The organism is Neobacillus sp. Soil_C_43 (assembly GCF_057656715.1).
This window is the reverse complement of the sequence record NZ_JBDGJV010000016.1, coordinates 25,242-43,428: the sequence shown is the minus strand read 5'-3', so window position 1 is coordinate 43,428 and position 18,187 is coordinate 25,242. Positions and strand designations below refer to the sequence as shown.

Here is an 18,187-nt window from a genome sequence, read left to right as displayed (position 1 = left end):
GATGTGGTAACACATTAAAGCGCCGGGGGACTGTCCCCCGATGTGGTAACACATTAAAGCGCCGGGGGACTGTCCCCCGATGTGGTAACACATTAAAGCGCCGGGGGACTGTCCCCCATCTTTGTGTATTTATCTATGTATTTGGTGTTATTTTTCGCTTATATTTGCGGTAGACTTTAATCTCCAGCTGATGACCCAAAAGACCCAAGAATAGGCCTAGAATTATGCCGTTAAAGACCGGATAGTCCCAGACCTTAGCTGCCGCAAAATAGTTTAAAATGTGAGCGTCATGCCAGAAGAGACCGAAATCCATTCCCACGACCATTCCGAGGAAAAATCCAGAGAAATAGGTCCGCCTCTCCCCTTCTATTCCTGCTAGTCTGTTGTTGTTCACAACAGAGGAATTAAACGCCTGCCATAGGGCGAAGCAATAAATTGAAGGATAAAAAAGGCCCCACTGGTAATCAATCACTTGATGAGCGGAGTGTGCGTCCCCATGAAAGGTATTTAACAAGGCGATATTTAAGTGCGATTTCACATTAACCAGGATCTCCCACACCATTAATACAAAGCCAACTATGTAATCTTTATTGTACATCTGTCCGAAGCCTGGTAAAACAAGCGACCACAACATGGCCGCATATGGTGAGCGATACTGACGACTTTGCCTCATGGTGGTTTCCCCCTGAATGAATTATATCCATATAATTTCACCACAAACGAAAAAAATCCTCCTTTATTTACAATTTTTAGGAAAAAAGTCGCAGAGATTTTTTCACTAGTGTCCAGCTTCCTAAAAAATCTGACAATTAATTGAACTTTTTTATTTTACAAATCCATTTTTATGCCTATACATTCATAAAACGAGAAACTAACGGTAATAATATCCACGAGGTGAATATCGTGGATAAAAATCAAATGAGACTCACATCTTCCGAAATCGGCACGCTGTGGGGAGAGTATGTAAACGGGACGATGACAGATGCAGTAAATAGATATATGGTTACCATTATTGAGGATGCATCCATCAAAGCCATTTTTGAGGATGCAATTGAGACCTTCGCGAGACAGAAGAAACAATTGGTTATTTTTATCGAGAATGAGGGATTTCCTCTACCGATTGGATTTTCTGAAACAGATCTCAACAAAGGTGCAGAGAGGCTTTTTACCGATATATTTTGCTTAAATTATTTACATGTTATGACGTTACATGGCTTGCTCGGACACACCACATCCTTAGGAGTTTCTGTTCGTAAGGATTTAAGGGAATTTTACGATTCCTGCGATAATGATGCGAAAAGGATGTATCATCAAACGATTGAGCTCTTGCTGGAAAAAGGAAGCTTTCAAAGAGACCCTATGTTTTACCCAAGCAAACAGATTGAATTTATATCCAGCAAAGATTTTACCGACGGGTTTTTCGGTAAGGGTCGGCGGTTATCTGCAACTGAAATTATCAGTATTTCATTTAATCTGAAAAAGAGTATTATGGCGAAAACGTTGGCGATTGCCTTCGGTCAGGTAGCTCAAAATAAATTGGTCAGGGAATTTTTCACTGACACGGAGAAAACTTCGGATGACCAAATTAAATCATTTACTAAAATCATGCAAGCGGATAATTTACCTGTTCCTAAATCATGGGAAACGGAGGTCACCAACTCTACCGACTCTCCTTTTTCAGACAAACTCATGATGTATCATATCGGGTTTTTATTCCAGGCTGCCCAAGCCTATCACGGAACTGGTCTCGCATCGGCCATGCGGACGGATTTGGTGGCATCTTTTGAAGGCGTCATTTTGAAAAATTTACTGGTCACTAAGAAATGGTTTAATATTATGGTGGAATATGGCTGGTTAGAACAGCCCCCTCTTGCCCCTAATCGGGAGGAACTTTCGGAGGAAAAATGATTTTTATCCTCATATAAACAACAGGAAGCCGGCTCAACGGGAGCTGGTTTTTTTGCGTCCGAAAATTATGTTATATACCAATTTTATCTCAGTCACTTTATCCTCTGCTTGCTGAAATCTATCATTTTTCCGCTAATTTATGTCAGATTTTGCAACTTTTTACCCGAAACACTAGCAAACTATGGTAAAATTAATAAAAAAATGAAACTATATGAGGTGATTTTTTTAGATGAAGAAAACCATCGTACGTACTCTATCAACAGCCGCGCTTTTTTCGACACTCTTTGCTGGTTCTGCCCTTGCTGATACATACCAAGTCCAAAATGGCGATAGCCTATCAAAAATTGCCTCAAAATATCATACTAGTGTAAGTGGCTTGAAGACATTGAACGGTCTGAAGTCGGATATGATTTACGTCAATCAAGTGCTGAAGGTAAGCAACGAGCCGATTGGTGTGCAGGCGCCAAAGACGACTACATATACTGTTGTGTCGGGTGATGCCTTGATCAAAATCGCGAATCGTTATAACGTGACGGTCGGCGAGCTAAAGCAGTGGAACAACTTAGACAACACGATTATTTATGTAGGACAAGTGTTGAAGGTTTCTGCACCGGGGACAGGGACTGTGTCTACGCCTAAGCCTGCACCGACTCCAGCTCCAACGCCGGCATCACAAGGATCGACGAGTGAATATACGGTTAAAAGCGGCGATAGCTTAAGCAAGATCGGTGTTCAGTTTAATGTGACGGTTACGCAGTTAAAGACACTGAATAACTTGAAATCGGATATGATTTATGTCGGACAAAAGCTGAAGGTGAGCGGCACGATTTCAACTCCTGCTAAGCCGCCGGCTACGACTCCTCCTGTTGTCGCTCAGCCGTCGACTACAAGTGAGTATGTTATTAAAAGTGGCGATACTCTCGGAAAAATCGCCATCCAAACGGGTATGTCGGTACAGGATTTGAAATCGCTAAACGGCTTAACCTCTGATATGATTTATGTTGGACAAAAGTTAAAGGTAAAGGGCGGCCAAGTGAGCAGTGCTCCTGCGACGTCTTCTGATTTTGCAACGAATATGGTGAATACGGCAAAAAGCTTAATGGGAATTAAGTATGTTTGGGGCGGCAGCAGCCTGTCTGGTTTTGACTGCAGCGGGTTTATCTATTATGTGGCGAATCAGGCTGGTAAGCAGATTGGCCGCTATTCGGCGGAAGGTTATTACAGCCGCGCCTACTATGTTGATCAACCTAAGGCCGGGGATCTCGTATTCTTTGAAAATACGTATAAACAGGGAATCTCTCACGTGGGCATCTACCTCGGCGGCGACCAATTCATCCACGCCGACGAAGCACACGGTATTATGATTTCTACATTAAAAAGCCCATACTATACAGCGCATTTGGATGGGTTTAAGAGATTCTATTAGTTTTTCTAGGTAAAAATTCGGGGGACTGTCCCCCGGCGCGGTTGTGCGTTACCATGTCGGGGGACTGTCCCCCGACGGGGTAACGCGTAAAAGATTAATGAGTTGAGCCAGTCCCCAAAGTGCGGGGACTGGCTTTTTTATGTGGGGATTGAGCTGAATTTTGGTGAGTGGTCGATATGTGGTTGAAAGTGGTCGATAAGGTTCAAAAACCGGTTGATATACCTCAAAAAGCGGTCGATATTTGTACTAAACCGGTCGATAAAGTTCAAAAAGCGGTTGATAAATGGATTTTTATATAAAAGGGAAATTAAAATTTACTTTAGTAGAGCATTCTAGCCTGGAAAATGGTCTGGATTTCCGAAGATGGTCGCCTATCCGCCAATTGCGAGGGCTTATACGCTAAATGGCTGTGTTCATCCCCCGGTCGAGCAAAAAAAATCTAAAAAATTCTCATTTTGCTTGTATAAGAGACTGATAGTTTGGCAAGAATAGGGATAACAAGGTAATCGAGGGGGACGAACCAATGAACGAGAACAAATTGTTATTGTCGGAGTTTGCTAGTGAGGATGGTTTTGAGCTAAACAACTATATTAATCAATTATTTGAATACTTCTCTACTCTATCAAAAAACCAAAATACAAATAGCGAGCCAACCCCATAACAATCAAGTCGGGTTGGCTTTTTTTGTGCTTCCATGTGCCCCCTTGAAATAATGTGTGGGAGTTGGCTTTTTTTAGGTTTAAACCTTCCAGAAATGGCTATATAAAAACTATTAAATACATACTGCGTGGTTTGGGTCTTTTTTCATAGGAAATAGCTGATTTTGCAAGATTGTAGCGGAAATTCTTGCGGAATTTGGCTAAAAGTATTGGGAGGAAATACAGTGACCCAGCCCTAATATTTAGGTTAAGACAAAGTAATACCAACGAAAGGGTGGTCCATTTGCTAAAAATGAAGAAGTTGATGGTTGTGTTGCTTGGTGCCGTGCTGCTTTATGTGTTTCCGAGTGTGGTGGGTGCGGAAGAAAGTGGGAAACCAGTGGGCTGGGCGCTTCAGGATGGAAAGTGGCATTTTTACGGCGTTGATGGTGCACAGAAGACGGGTTGGCTGCTCGACAAAGGTACCTGGTACTATTTGGCCGCTAAAGATGGCGTGATGCAAACGGGCTGGGTGAAGGATGGTGGCAAGTGGTACTACCTCGATACGCACGGGGCGATGAAGACCGGGTGGGTCCAGGTGTCAGGCACCTGGTATTACTTGGATTCGCATGGTGTGATGAAGACGGGGTGGCTCACGCTTGGGAACCGCAGTTATTATTTAAGTCAACAGGGTGCGATGGCGACGGGGTGGCGATGGATTGGGACAAGCTGGTATTACTTTGATGGATCGGGTGCGATGGCGACAGGCTGGCGATATGTTTCAGGTGCTTGGTATTATTTGAGTCCGCGTGATGGTGCGATGGTGCGGCAGAATTTTGTGGATGGGTATTATTTGATGAATGATGGCCGGATGACGAATTCCGGAAGCGCAGCGGTTGTTTCGGTTGTGAATGACATGAAGAGTTGGATTGATGTAGGGGTTACGCAGGCTGATTTGAAATCGAAGCTGGGATCAAACTATCATGATTTGACAGGTGTCGAAGGCGAGAATTACTGGCTGTATACGATTAAGGTGACGGACGCGAAGAATTTCAAGATCGTTAAGTGGGATACCACGGAAGTTGGCGCGGAAGAATTGGCCGCGGGTAAGCAGGATATCAATTTGCTCGTGTTCTGGGATAGCGCGAAAAAGGCGTTCCAGGTGGCGATGGATTATTTCGATGCCAGTCATAGGTTCCATAATTACAATTCGTATAAATTTGATACTGTGTATAACTGAGTTATTTTGGGGACAGTCCCCCGTTGCGCTAAAGCGCCGGGGGACTGTCCCCTTCTTTATTTGCCTTTAATTGCTGCCAAGCCATATGCCGAGAAAGGCGAGTAAGATGCCGCAGGTGTAGCTGATTGCTAAATACAGCACTGCTATTTTTATTTTTCCTTTTGCATGCAGCTGGATATTCTCTAATTTAAACGTAGAAAAGGTCGTAAATGCCCCCATAAAGCCTGTTCCTAGAAGCAATCTTAACGTAGTATCTGTATGCGCCCCCATGATGAGTCCTAGCAAAAATGACCCCAATAGGTTGACAAACAAGGTAGAGAACGGAAAATTGGAGGGGTACTTTTTCTTTATAACTAAGCCCACGCCGTAACGGGACATCGCTCCGAAAAACCCGCCCAATGCGACTAATGCGATATTGATGATCATGACCGTACACCTCCGCCTACTGCAGCATCCTTTTTCATTCCTAAGCGGTAGCCGAGCCATGAGAACAGCAGACCGCCCCAGAGACTGAGGAGTACATATAGAATCGCAGTGCCCCATTTCGATGCCTGGATTAGGTGAACGGTTTCCACGCTAAAGGTGGAGAATGTCGTAAATGAGCCGATCAAACCGGTGCCCATTGCCGTGATGACATGTGGGTGCAACGATTTGAACCGCGGCAGAAAATGGGTGAACCAGCCTAATATGAAGCTGCCCACCATGTTGGTGACAAAGGTTGCTAACGGAAAGTCATTCAGCCACCACTGGCTGAAGTAAACACCCAATAAGTAACGGAGCGTGGCTCCGATAATGCCGGCAATACCGACTAAAATAAAATTCACTTTGGTCCACCTCTATCTTACATATATGATTCGCCGATAGAACCCTGAAATTCGCCGATAGAACCCCGAAATTCGCCGATAGAACCCCGAAATTCGCCGATAGAACCCTGAAATTCGCTGATATTCCATAAAATCGGTCTTCTATGTGTAATTTTACACTACAAAATCACTTCGAATACATTCATTTTAATAAAAACAGCCAAATAAATAGACTCCTACCAGGGACTTTTCTGGTAGGAGTCATTAGCTTTCTAAGCGTTTATGGCGAACTCCATCGCCTTTGCAATTAATATCAATATTTTATCAAATGGACCTACTGTTATCAAGGTACGGCTGGCGCAGCCTTACCTTGCATTCAGGGTGACGATACCCCAGCCATCCTTCGTAATTTTCAGATCCGTTTCCACTACCACTTTGAAGGTAAAGGTCTGTTGAGGAGATAGCCCGCCTTCCGGTAGAAGAACCGCCACCCTTTCGAATTTTCCACTGTCTTCATATAACTGAGCATACAAGCATCCTTCGATGATTTGATTGTGGGTATTCTTGATGTCACCGGTGATTTTATACAGGTTTCCGTTGTTCGTAATCTTCACGTTCTTCATTTGGAGCTTTGACATTAATTCATTCGGATCATTGCTAGAAATAAATTCACCTGCTATAGCGGCAGAATACTCCGTTTCCCTAAATCCATTGTGAATCTTTTCATCTAGCTTAAATACCCTTATCACTATTAAAAAATTCATAAACAAAATGAATGCTAATAGAATAGGTACCACTGGTTTCATTACCACATACACTTCCCATCACTCTATATGTAGTAATACTATTCCATAATCGCCTTGAAACTCCCTTCTTTTTCCAAAAACTAAATTTTCACTATTCCCAACGTATGATGCTGTTTAAGGATGTCCTCCACCAACTCCACCTGGTCCTCTTCGCAATTCACAATTAACAGGACGTCCGCTATGTTTTTTCTGAGCGTCTTTTTCCGGACGGTTTTTTTCCATATGTAATCAATGGCAAGTCCAACAATTGACCCGGCAATTAATCCGATCAGGCCCCAGAGGATGGGACCCCAATAGAGGACAAACCCGTACATCGTGCCTAGCAGCATAACTGACATGCCGATTCCCGAGACCAAAAACAGATTGAGTCCATCCGCGTTGAAGGGGTCCAGGTACTTTTTTTCGACGGCATTTTTATTGACAGATGCAGCCAAAATTCTTTCTTTTTCGATGTGATGATTTTCTAATTCGCTAATGGCGAGTTCTAGTGCTAAGGTATGCTCGAAGATTGAGATGACAGGCATTAGGCATTCTCCAATTGGTTGATAAAATAATGTTTATTTTTCGCGCCAAAGTAGTTCTTTTTCAAATAACGGGCTTGTTCCATCTTAAACAACTCATTGATTTCAACCGCGTGATAGTAGCTGTCACAGGCTGCGAAACAATATACCGAGGGTAAATACATTGTCCATTGGATATTCATTACGGCCGAAGCCTGCTCGAACTCCCCCAACACGCAAAAATACACCCCTTCCAGTATCCTTGATTGGTAAATCGAGATGATGAACCAAACTATCATGTAGACACCGGAGACGACATTTCTAACAATTAGGTGCCCCAGGCCCGGCGTAACCACCGACCAAAAGACAGGGACCCATGGATTGAGCCTTTGAAGGTAGTTGATTTCCAAGATACTGATGTTAAATGCTTGGAGTGGTGTTTTCTCTCTCACCGCGAGCATCGAAAATTGGTTGATATCCGTCGTCAATCGGTACGCGTCCCAGGCGTTAAAAATGTAGACGCCTATATAAATGAAGAACCATCGGCTATCTAGACACGCTTTTGCCAACTCGAATTGTCCGGTACACGAATAAAAAATGGATAAGTTTAAATGGGCTTGTGTATTGACGAGGAACTCAAATACAAATAACAAAAACCCCTTAAATTTTTTTCCAATCATAATGTGGCCCGCGCCTGGCATCGCCATTCCCCACCACAAAGGCATAAACGGGTTTCCCACACGTACATAATTGATGTTAAAGGAAGTTAGGTTCGCCTTCGGTCGTCTTGGGTGCCACTTTTGTGTAATGATCGGCATGTTTTTCACCATTTTCAATTATTTTTTGCTAAAAACCTTATAAACCTTAAATTCACGGCCAGGATCCAGTAAAGAAACGGGTAGCAAAGGAAGGAATACCACAGCTTCCATTCATGATGATAAAAAACCTCTGTATGTAATGAGATGTATTCAAAGCCAGTGGTAAGAAAAGTCCAGACCACCACATAAAGTACTTTTTTCTTCCATGTCCTTTCAAAGGGGTAAAAATTTAGGAACACGATGTTTGCCGCTGGATAGACAAAGATAAATATCGGCAGGTAAAGCCAATCCACGCCCTTGTTAAAAAAACCGTAAAAGTCAAATTTTAAATCTAAATAAACATCCGCGACGACGGCTAGAATCATAGCAAAGAAGGAGGTTGTATACATTTCTAACTTGGAAATGCGCTTTGGGATAAAAATGATTGCTAGGATGGATCCGATGACAGTCATTATCAATAAAACCATTTCTATCCCTCTCTTCCTTTTTATTTTTCGGCGGCCAAGTCATCTCGGTCTGTGGCAAGTGGCGGCTGTTCCAACCAGCCATTCTTGATCAATAGCTGGGCCCCATCCTCTGCGTATCTTCCGATGTCAGCCATAAGAATCGTGTATTTTAGCGCCAGGTCTCTTCACTGTGAAACTGATAGGCCGGCGCCAAAGTAGCCGACTCCCGCAGATATTAGGATGACGATGTGAGATAACATCAATTTGTCTGAAAACGGTGGAATGGTTGAATCGGTCAATTCCGATATCCATGAAGCGGGTGAGGTGAGATCATCTTTTGTTAGGATCGAACTCAAGGTTTCGAACTCCCTTTTACAAATTTGTTTTCCTCTTTGAAAATATTGCCTTAGGTCTTTCGATTGACAGGTTTGGGCAAAGGCAATTTCCAGCACCGCCTTTACGACTGTTTTTTGCATGTTGTAGCTAATCCCACTGATTTCCATCGCATTTAGCGGCCGTTTCTTTCCAAACCAGCCAGTTAAATAGCTCTGCTCATTGACAAAGTCAACTTGTTTGGGCGTGTTGATTCTTGGCGGCTTACTGTAGATTCCTTTTTCCAGCATGAGTTCCACGATTTTGTCATGTAACTCCATTGTTTCGATGCTACATTGCATAAAATAGGCTCGTTGGTCGGCGCGCGCTGATGTACTGACTGCTCCCGCGTAGCCGGTCAGGCCGTGGATCCCCATAATCAGCATGTACGCCAGCATGAATTTATCTGTAAATAACGCCGGTGCACCAAGATTTACGTCGTTTTTCGTAAATCCTATTGGAATCGGAAAGTTTTCTTCGTTGAAAAAGGCAGTAATTTTTCCGATATGTGATTCGGCTAGTTGAAGGGCAAATTGAAGGATATCCTTGATCTGCTGGTCCTGCGTTGTTTCAATTGAATGGGTGAGTACACACATGGCCATGGTATCGTTAATGTATTGCGTCCAAAGATTCGCTATTTCCCCTGTCGTCAGGCGAACGGTATGATTTATCTCTTCCACAATAAACCTCCAAGATTTACAGCATTTAGTCATATGGGGTTATTATGCTAATTTTCATGGGAAAATATGAGTGTTATGGGGCAAAGTTTGGGGACAGTCCCCCACTACGTTAAAGCGTTACCCAACCGGGGGACAGTCCCCTTCTACTTTAAAGCGCTGGGGGACTGTCCCCAAAAGGTCTGCCAGGAAGCCTATTTATAAGATGGGACTGGTTTTAGGGGGAGTTCTTGTAGTTTTTACGATGGTAGGAAGAATTCTTGAGAGTTTCTTATGGAATTCTTCCTAATTTAAAAGAATTCCCCAGAGGCTTAGTTGAAATATTACCTAATTTTTATAGAATTTATCCGGATCCAGAATAGAACATCCCATCGTTTTAGAGGAATTCTACTCACTTTTGGATTATTTCTACACAAAATCAGGTTTTATCTACACGAATTTGGATTATTTCTACACAAATTCAAGTTTTTTCTACACAGATTTGGATTATTTCTACACAAATTCAGGATTTATCTACAAATCCAGGTTTTTTCTAATCGGATTTGGATAGTTTCTTAGCCAATCCAAGGGTCAGCGACTCAGGTTTAGATTAATTCTACAAATTCAAGAGGTAATTCTACAAAATTTAGATTTATTCTACATAACTACAGAGGAATTCTACAAAACTAGCAATGAATTCTACAAAAATTAGAAATCCCCTTCCAAATCCTAAAAGTGGGTGCCCGCCTCAGCCAGCTGAGACCCTTTCAACCCAAATGAAAGCGACCTTTCCCTTTTGAAAAGCCCATTCTAAATTGAGATTTTTATAAAAATCGATAGACCGCACCAGGTCGCTAACAGGTCAATGAGCTTCCTACAGACCTTTTATCATGATTCCTCGCCTCAATCCACGTGCTCAAGTGGACCGCACCAAGCTCAGGTCGCGCCTCCCCCTCTAGCAACGCCAAATACTCTAGCGAGTTGCCGTCCGGATCCGCGAAATAGTAGGAGGCTGCCGGCATCCAAGCGTGGACCACTGGCTCTGAGGTATCCAGCCCGAACGACGGGCGCAGCTCGATTCCCTTTTTTTCTAAAAATGAAGGTATTTTCATTAACTCTTCCAGTGATACCCCAAAGGCAAAGTGTGATGGAACAAACTTTTCAGCAGGCACCTCCCACACGCCGAGCATTTGCTCCTTCTTCCCGGCTTCCCCCAACCAGAAAAACGCGACTCTCCTCTCATCAATTACGTACGCGAGCTCCAGCCCTAGTGATTGATAGAATTCAATGGATTGTTCTAAATTCCTTGTGTTTACATGCGTTTCATATATTTTCATACCGCTCAACCCCATTCCCTATTGATACCTTTATTTTAGTGTTTTTGTTAAAAATAGACATTCAGCTTTAGTGGGAAGTTTTCTACAACTATAGTTGTAGATTCAGCCTCAGTGTTCGTCTCTGGCTGAATTTTTCCGAAGAGATTTCTTGTTACACTAGTTAAAGCAGCCAAGGATTCGCTGATAAACACTAAAAATCCGCTGATAAACCCCAGCCAAGTATATTTTTACAGAAGAAAAGCACACGATTTCACATCGTGTGCTTCCCTTCGTTATCTTAAAATGCCTGTACTATAAAAATAATACGATTTTCCGCCGATTTTTACCCAGCCAGTGACCATGATGCCGGTACTATTCAAGTAATACCAATGGGTACCACTCTTCAGCCAGCCCGTAACCATAGCACCGCTTCCGTTGAAATAATACCATTTCGTGCCGCTCTTCAACCAGCCGGTCGCCATAGCGCCACTGCCGTTGAAGTAGTACCACGTCTTGCCGAGCTGCAGCCAACCGGTCTTCATTGCACCATTGCTCGCTAAGTAATACCAAGTGTTACCTTGCTTAATCCAGCCCGTCTGCATCACGCCGCTAGCGTTCGCATAATACCAAGTGGTTCCAACCTTGAACCAGCCCGTTTTCATATTAAAAGTGGCAGGATCATAATAGTACCATTTGCCATCCTTGCTCACCCAGCCAGACGGTTTTGCTTTTTCCACCGTAACATATGCTGGCACACTTTTTGTCCCATGGCTGTCGATGGTGCCCACCGATAATTCGGTGCCCTCTTTTTGAGCTGGAATCGGAACGCTGAACTTGCGGTCCATGCCTACCACCGCAGACCCGAGCAACGTTTCGCCCGATTTCACTTCAATCGTAAAGCCTGGTTCCCCTTGCCCCCGGACGTACGTATCTTTGTCCGTTACCTTGTTAACAGTTGGCTTTGCCACATAGACCTGCAGCCTTTGATCATTTCTTGGAAAAATCGCGTTCCCTGCTTTATCCTCTACGTGAAGATACACGTTAAACGTCCCTGTTTCAAAGTACGAAGGAACTTTTATCGTTGTTTCCCATAAGCCAGTAGTAGGATTTTTTTCAAGGTTAAAATTATAGAAATGAGTTAAATCTATGAATTCGAACCTTACTTCGGCCAAGGCGATGCCGGAATTGTCATCACTGATGTCTGCCTGCACTTTCAGTTCATCACTATGAGTGACGACTTCCTTGCTTATTTTTAAGCTTTTGAAAGTTGGTGGTGTCGTATCTAGATTCGGGTTCGTAATCTGAAAATCTTTCGTTGCCGTCGTTACGTTACTAGCCAAATCTGTAATCGTTAACTCCAGCTGCCAATCGCCCGGATTCGTGTTGGTTCCAAATGTGTAAGGTACCGTCCACTCATTCTTGTTGCTGTCATACGTTAGCTTCGGACCGTTCCAGGTTGCCCCATCCTTTTTAAAATTAGCTTTAACGGATGCGACGCCGGAGTTATCGGAAATTTTCGCAGCAATCACGAACGGCTCGCCAGCCTTGACTACTTGCGGGTCAAGATTAACGCTGTTAGCGACCGGAAGCGCCCGGTCTTCGTTCGGGTTGGTGACCGTGATGTATTGGTCCGTTTTTGGTTCTCCCCAGGCTCCCTCTTTTCTCTCGATATAAAAGGAGAGGTTCCATTTTCCTTGATGGTCATACGGCTGAATTTGGTACGTGCCGATCCATCTGTCTTCACTGATATTGTATGTCATGCCAACTACCTTTTCGGTATCACCTGATAAGTGCGCCTGCACACTCCGTAAGATGTCGGGTGTGACGTTTAATTTTGCCTTGATGGTGACCGTATCGCCGACATTTACCTCTGTTTGTGAAAGTGAAGCGCTCTCTAGATAATCCAATATTGGTTCTTCTGCGGATGCTGCCACTCGTGCTGCGCCTGTTGTCATACCCAGGCCTGGTATGCATAGTATCAAAGCTATTAATGAAAGAATAATTCGCTTGCCCAACCCTTTTCCCCCTACTATTTTTTTCTATTACCCTATTATATATTGTAGCTTTATTAGTAAATAGAAACATTTTTTGGAAAAATAAAGACCACTATCGCAACGGTTTTCCAAAAAAGATGTAAAGTCCGTTCGCTTTGCTCTCTATTCTTTTTAAAAACCAAGCCGCCCCCTCCTCTAATTGCGAATTTTTGGTTATAATAAAGGAATATGGATTTTTACCAATGAATGGACGGACTTTTAAAAAAAAGATCGCACTAAGATGATGATTTTTATTTTTCCAAAAAAGGGGGTTACGGTTTATGGAGTCGACACCGGCTAGTGAAAAAATTGAGCTCTTCTCGGAACAGGTGAAGGAGCTGCTGCATTCGAGTGTGACGGAGGATGCGAAGCTGGTTTCGAAAGGGTTAATGCTGTACCGGCAAGGACTGGTGAAGCAGGTCCAACTCTTCCATGATGAAAAAGTGACGTCGACGGTCCAGGACGTCACGCCTTGTTATGTGAAGCTCATCTTATCGTTTTTGTCGGAGAGCTCGTGTTCATGTCCGGGGGAAGGCTTTTGCCGTCATCAGATGGCGACCTTTTTTGCGGTGTATGCCCGGGTTGGCAGTGTCGCGGATTGGGTGACCGAGTGGCGCGAACCGGCACGGGAGCAAGCGGCGTTTTCGACGTGGGGCATGCAGACGGCGAAGGATTTGGTGAAGGCGAACGGTGTGATGAAGCCGGAGTACAGCCGCTGGGTGCAGTCGTTTGAGTTGAGCTTTGATACGCTCTTGGCGACGAAGAAATACACAAGCCCGTATGTGATTCCGGAGCTGTTTGGGATTTATGAGCGCCGGGTTCATGCGAGCGCCCCGGTGGAGCAGGAATGGCGCTTGTTATATGAGATGGTTTGGATTGTGGTGTCGTTCCGGAAGCTGGCGGTGCTGAGCGATCAGCTGGAGCACAGCGAGGACATGGTGAAGCGGGCTTACTTGCATGTGTTCCAGAATTTGCTGGAGGATGCGCATGAGCTGGCGGTGAAGATTGGTGTGCAGTCGCTGCCGTTTGCGTTTGATGAGTTTATTGAGAAATTGAAGGACGATGCGTTTGATCTGCTGACGTGCACGAGTGGGATTGAGAACGAACGGATTTATTTGTATCGCCTGTTGTGGGTGCAATTTTTCAAGCAGAAGAGTTGGCGTGAGGCCGAGGTTGGCAAGATTCGTGCGCGGCTGAAGGTGCTTCATGATTGGGAGAATCCGGCGCCGTTGATGGTGGCCGGGATACATATCAACTTGCTGCTTGGTGACGATGAGGCGGCGTTGAAGCTGGTGGGTCAGTTTGAGGATCGGGTGATTGTGCCTTATCTGTTGTATTGGATTGATTATTTGAGCCAGTTGAAGGCATGGCGCCGTGTTGGGGTTTTAATTGAGTTGTTTTTGCAAAAAATTAAAGGGTATCTGGAGGAGCTGGGCGGCTATCATAGCTGCGTGGCGTTTGTTCGGGATGCGCTTCGGGCGGTGACGCCTTATTGTTCGGAGACTGATCGGGTGGATTTGTTGGAGCGGGCGTTGCTGCAGACGCTGCCGTATAGTTTCCGGGAGTATGAGTATATGTTGTTTGAGCGCGGACAGTATGACCGTTGGGGCGAGCTCCAGGCGTTTGTCGGCTTGAATTTTTATGATTTACCGAAGGAACGGTTGAAGCTGATTGAGAAGGAGCGTCCGGAGGTGTTGCTGGGGATGCTGCATCAGACCGCGCAGCGGGAGATTGACCAGAAGAACCGGAGCAGCTACAAGTTGGCGGTGCGGCATTTGAAGAAGCTGCGGACGTTGTACAAGAAACTGAAGCGTGTCGATGACTGGGAGTACTTCATGGAAACGTTGCTGGAACGGACAAAGCGGTTGCGCGCGTTCCATGAGGAATGTAAGCGGAGTAAGTTGATCGAGAGTTAAGCTTGGGGGACAGTCCCCCATGGCGTTAACGCATTAAAGCACCGTGTTTTTTTGTGGGGTCAGGCACCGCGTGTGGACATTTGTCGTTTTCGGGGTGGACAGTTTTGGCATTGTGGCGTTTTCGGGTGTTTTGTGTCATTTTGCCGTGGTTTTGTGTCAATTTTAGTAGGTTTTGTGCGATTTTCACATCGTTTTGTGCCATTTTTCAGGGGTTTTGTGCCATTTTTCAGGGGTTTTGTGCCATTTTTCAGGGGTTTTGTGCCATTAGACATTTTATGGAAACAACACCCCCTAAAATAGGTAACTTAAAAAATGCCCTTCTCAAATAAAAGGAGTTTGTGTACCGATGCTTAAAACAAGGTTTATGAAATTGCTGACAACTAAATTAGTGGATGGCCGCTTTTTGCTTACGGCCCAGGATGAGCGTGGTCACTTTATGAATCCATTTCGGTGGAAGAACCTCGTTTTTAGCAGCCACGAAGAAAGCTTCTTTGGCACGCTCCTTGAGACGGAGACCGTAAACGACGTCGAGGGTGTGGTCCTTAGCGGCTGGCAGCTCGTCTCCCTTTTTGCCAAGGAGTCGTTCAACCGCTTCATCGAGTGGGATTGGAATGAGCAGTCCGAGATTTGTCTTGCGGCCGCTCATTCCATGCATGAAGGCATCGTGGAAAAAGACTGGCTGCCGGACTTTTCGGTGTGGGAGCATGGGGATTTCCGCTGGAAGCTGCCGGAACGCGTGAAGGATGAATTTGATCCCTCTTTTTGGGATCAACCGGTTTCGGGTGCAGACAATCCTGCCGATGACGATGACTCCGGCCCAACAACTAAAAATTACATATCTGATTTATACAATAGTGCCTTAGATGCCTACTTAACGCGAAACGCGGCGATGAAGCAACTGTTCGGTCCGAAGCTCGATCTATTAAGGAAGCAAAACATATCTGGCGGCGAGCTCGCTCGTTATTTTGACGAGGAAAGCTGGCTCGAATGGGTAGGCATCAAGGAAAACGATACCCCATTTACAATTGGTCTCCGACTAGATGAGCCCCTTGATGGCGAAGGCGCATGGACACTGGACGTCTTTTTGCGTGGGAAAAAGAACTCCGATGAAATCTATGACATCGAAGGTGCTACCAAGATTCCAGCGAAATGGCGACCATTTTTAGAAAAAGTCGATCGTGAACAAGGCCGCTGGGTACGACTTATCCCATGGCTTAATGAGGATGGCTACTTCAAAACGCATCTGACTGAGGAAGAAGCGTGGATGTTTCTAACCGAGGCAAGCGAAACGATGCTGGCGCTGGATGTTGAAATCCTCCTCCCTTCCTGGTGGCAGGCGATGAAAAATGCCAACCTGAAGGTCAAAGCGTCGTTGAAAGGTACTGGAAGCCATCGGCCATCGTTCGTCGGACTTCAGGCGATGCTTGACTTTAACTGGCGTTTCTCGATGAACGGGGTCGACCTGTCTGAGGAAGAGTTCGGACAGCTCGTGGAGGAAAAACGGCGACTCGTATATATTCGCGGGCGCTGGGTGAAGCTGGATCCGCAGTTCATCCGACAAATTCAAGATTTAATGAAGCGAGCGGAAAAAGAAGGCTTGCATGTACGCGACCTTCTCGAGCAGGAGCTCGTGGATTCGGAAGCAACCGAAGACGAGCTGGAGAATCCGAAGGCGTTTGCGAAAATACAAATTGAGCTGAACCGCCAATGGAAGCAGATGGTCAAGCAGCTGTCAGAGGTTCATGAAATTCCACTTGTGGATGTGCCATCAGGACTGCAGGGCGAGCTTCGTCCCTACCAGCAGCTTGGCATGAGCTGGCTCTGGTTCCTGCGCCAGTACGGATTTGGTGCGGTGCTCGCCGATGATATGGGTCTTGGTAAAACCGTTCAGCTCATTTCCTACTTATTGAAGGTAAAATCAGATGCTAGCAAGGAGCTAGTTTCGGTGCCTGACCCCCAATCAAAGGTTCCGACGAAAGCGGCACTGATTATCTGCCCTACTTCGGTTCTCGGCAACTGGCAGAAGGAGCTCGAGCGCTTTGCACCGGAGATGAACGTCTACTTGCATTATGGTTCGAACCGTCTGAAAGAGGAGGCTTTTTCCGAAAAAGCGAAGGCCGCCGATGTCGTGCTGACCTCGTATGGCTTGAGCCATCTGGATTCCGAGGAGTTTGGGTCATTGATTTGGAGTTCGATTGCGATTGACGAGGCGCAGAACATTAAGAATGCGCAGACGAAACAATCGAAAGCGGTTCGCAAGTTGCGCGGCCGTCACCATATTGCGTTGACGGGAACGCCGATGGAAAATCGCCTGTCTGAGCTGTGGTCGATTTTGGATTTTACCAACCACGGCTATCTCGGTAGCTTGGGGCAGTTCCAGAAAAAGTTCGTCATTCCGATTGAGAAGGATGAGAAAAAAGAAAAAGTGCAGCAGCTGCAATCGTTGATCCGGCCGTTCTTGCTGCGCCGGACGAAAAAGGACGAAGAGGTTGCTCTCAACTTGCCGGATAAGCTCGAGCAAAAAGAGTATTGCCCGCTTACTCCTGAGCAGGCGTCGTTATACGAGCAGCTCATCCACGATACGTTTGCGGAGATTGAAAAATTGTCCGGTTTTGAGCGCAAGGGGTTAATTTTACAAATGTTGAGCCGCTTGAAGCAGCTGTGCAACCATCCGGCGCTTTATTTAAAAGAGAAATCAGCGGCGCGCGAGCTTCTTGAACGTTCGAATAAAATGGAGAAGCTGGTCGAGTTGATTGATGCGGTGTTGGAACAGGGCGAAAGCTGTTTGATTTTTACCCAGTATATTGAAATGGGCGAAATGATTCGAGCGACGCTGAAGAAGAAATTTGGTATCGAGGTGCCGTTTTTGAACGGAAGTGTGCCGAAGACGCAGCGGGATGAGATGATCGAGCGCTTTCAGGATGGGAAGTTTCCGGTGTTCTTGCTTTCGTTGAAGGCGGGCGGAACGGGGTTGAACCTGACGGCGGCAAATCATGTGATTCACTATGACCGCTGGTGGAATCCGGCCGTTGAAAACCAGGCGACGGACCGAGCGTATCGAATTGGGCAATCGCGCTTCGTGCATGTGCACAAGCTGATTTGCACCGGCACGCTGGAGGAAAAAATTGACGCGATGCTCGAGAAAAAACAATTCCTCAACGACCAAATCATTCAAAGCGAGAACTGGATTACCGAGCTTTCTACTGATGAGTTGAAGGATTTAGTGTATCTGGGGTAAAAAAGTAGCTGAAGGATCTTTCTTCAGCTATTTTTTGTAATTTGTCTTGAATTTTGCAACATTGAATTGGA

16 protein-coding genes, 1 pseudogene and 1 riboswitch are annotated in these 18,187 nt (G+C 45.3%); of the genes and pseudogenes, 7 read left to right on the top strand and 10 right to left on the bottom strand.

What is annotated here, in order from left to right; translation table 11 throughout:
- Positions 1–133 precede the first annotated feature (133 nt).
- Positions 134–673 (bottom strand): hypothetical protein, encoded by a 540-nt coding sequence (locus tag AC3A54_RS19275; RefSeq protein ID WP_487655759.1) that lies wholly within the window; start codon positions 671–673, stop codon positions 134–136.
- A 245-nt stretch (positions 674–918) separates the two neighbouring features.
- On the opposite strand from AC3A54_RS19275, the gene AC3A54_RS19270 reads away from it, so the two are divergent.
- From AC3A54_RS19270 to AC3A54_RS19250, 5 genes are all read left to right on the top strand, one after another.
- On the top strand, positions 919–1,908 hold the full coding sequence (locus tag AC3A54_RS19270) for a DUF3231 family protein (RefSeq protein WP_487655844.1): 990 nt from the start codon (positions 919–921) through the stop codon (positions 1,906–1,908).
- 229 nt (positions 1,909–2,137) lie between these two features.
- Positions 2,138–3,334, top strand: coding sequence for a C40 family peptidase (locus tag AC3A54_RS19265; protein ID WP_487655758.1), 1,197 nt, complete (start codon positions 2,138–2,140; stop codon positions 3,332–3,334).
- A gap of 176 nt (positions 3,335–3,510) precedes the next feature.
- A complete protein-coding gene (locus AC3A54_RS19260) occupies positions 3,511–3,633 on the top strand; it encodes a hypothetical protein (protein ID WP_487655757.1) in 123 nt (40 codons plus the stop codon).
- Between the two features lie 224 nt (positions 3,634–3,857).
- Positions 3,858–3,995 carry a hypothetical protein gene (locus tag AC3A54_RS19255; protein WP_308081991.1) on the top strand — a complete coding sequence of 46 codons (138 nt, stop codon included), beginning with the start codon at positions 3,858–3,860 and terminating at the stop codon, positions 3,993–3,995.
- A 290-nt stretch (positions 3,996–4,285) separates the two neighbouring features.
- Positions 4,286–5,212, top strand: a complete 927-nt coding sequence (locus AC3A54_RS19250) for a hypothetical protein (RefSeq protein WP_487655843.1) — start codon at positions 4,286–4,288, stop codon at positions 5,210–5,212.
- A 66-nt stretch (positions 5,213–5,278) separates the two neighbouring features.
- On the opposite strand, the gene crcB (AC3A54_RS19245) is transcribed toward AC3A54_RS19250, so the two are convergent.
- The 9 genes and pseudogenes from crcB (AC3A54_RS19245) to AC3A54_RS19205 form a co-directional block, all read right to left on the bottom strand.
- Positions 5,279–5,638, bottom strand: a complete 360-nt coding sequence (crcB, locus tag AC3A54_RS19245; protein ID WP_487655756.1) for a fluoride efflux transporter CrcB — start codon at positions 5,636–5,638, stop codon at positions 5,279–5,281.
- Positions 5,635–6,036 (bottom strand): fluoride efflux transporter CrcB, encoded by a 402-nt coding sequence (crcB, locus tag AC3A54_RS19240; protein ID WP_487655755.1) that lies wholly within the window; start codon positions 6,034–6,036, stop codon positions 5,635–5,637. The genes crcB (AC3A54_RS19245) and crcB (AC3A54_RS19240) overlap by 4 nt, the downstream gene beginning before the upstream one ends.
- A 227-nt stretch (positions 6,037–6,263) precedes the next feature.
- A riboswitch (Fluoride riboswitch) is annotated at positions 6,264–6,324 on the bottom strand.
- 56 nt (positions 6,325–6,380) lie between these two features.
- Positions 6,381–6,821 (bottom strand): hypothetical protein, encoded by a 441-nt coding sequence (locus tag AC3A54_RS19235; RefSeq protein WP_487655754.1) that lies wholly within the window; start codon positions 6,819–6,821, stop codon positions 6,381–6,383.
- An 80-nt stretch (positions 6,822–6,901) separates the two neighbouring features.
- On the bottom strand, positions 6,902–7,345 hold the full coding sequence (locus tag AC3A54_RS19230) for a hypothetical protein (protein ID WP_487655753.1): 444 nt from the start codon (positions 7,343–7,345) through the stop codon (positions 6,902–6,904).
- Entirely contained in the window at positions 7,345–8,139 is a 795-nt protein-coding gene (locus tag AC3A54_RS19225; protein ID WP_487655752.1) for a hypothetical protein, read from the bottom strand. The genes AC3A54_RS19230 and AC3A54_RS19225 overlap by 1 nt, the downstream gene beginning before the upstream one ends.
- Before the next feature lie 14 nt (positions 8,140–8,153).
- Positions 8,154–8,606 (bottom strand): CBO0543 family protein, encoded by a 453-nt coding sequence (locus AC3A54_RS19220; RefSeq protein WP_487655751.1) that lies wholly within the window; start codon positions 8,604–8,606, stop codon positions 8,154–8,156.
- Between the two features lie 20 nt (positions 8,607–8,626).
- Positions 8,627–9,670: pseudogene (locus tag AC3A54_RS19215) on the bottom strand (DUF3231 family protein).
- A 797-nt stretch (positions 9,671–10,467) separates the two neighbouring features.
- A complete protein-coding gene (locus AC3A54_RS19210) occupies positions 10,468–10,950 on the bottom strand; it encodes a VOC family protein (RefSeq protein WP_487655750.1) in 483 nt (160 codons plus the stop codon).
- A gap of 272 nt (positions 10,951–11,222) precedes the next feature.
- A complete protein-coding gene (locus tag AC3A54_RS19205; RefSeq protein WP_487655749.1) occupies positions 11,223–12,458 on the bottom strand; it encodes an Ig-like domain-containing protein in 1,236 nt (411 codons plus the stop codon).
- Positions 12,459–13,243: 785 nt separating this feature from the next.
- Here AC3A54_RS19205 and AC3A54_RS19200 point away from each other — a divergent pair.
- Positions 13,244–14,878 (top strand): SWIM zinc finger family protein, encoded by a 1,635-nt coding sequence (locus tag AC3A54_RS19200; protein ID WP_487655748.1) that lies wholly within the window; start codon positions 13,244–13,246, stop codon positions 14,876–14,878.
- A 346-nt stretch (positions 14,879–15,224) separates the two neighbouring features.
- Positions 15,225–18,116, top strand: a complete 2,892-nt coding sequence (locus AC3A54_RS19195) for a DEAD/DEAH box helicase (protein WP_487655747.1) — start codon at positions 15,225–15,227, stop codon at positions 18,114–18,116.
- Positions 18,117–18,187: the final 71 nt, after the last annotated feature.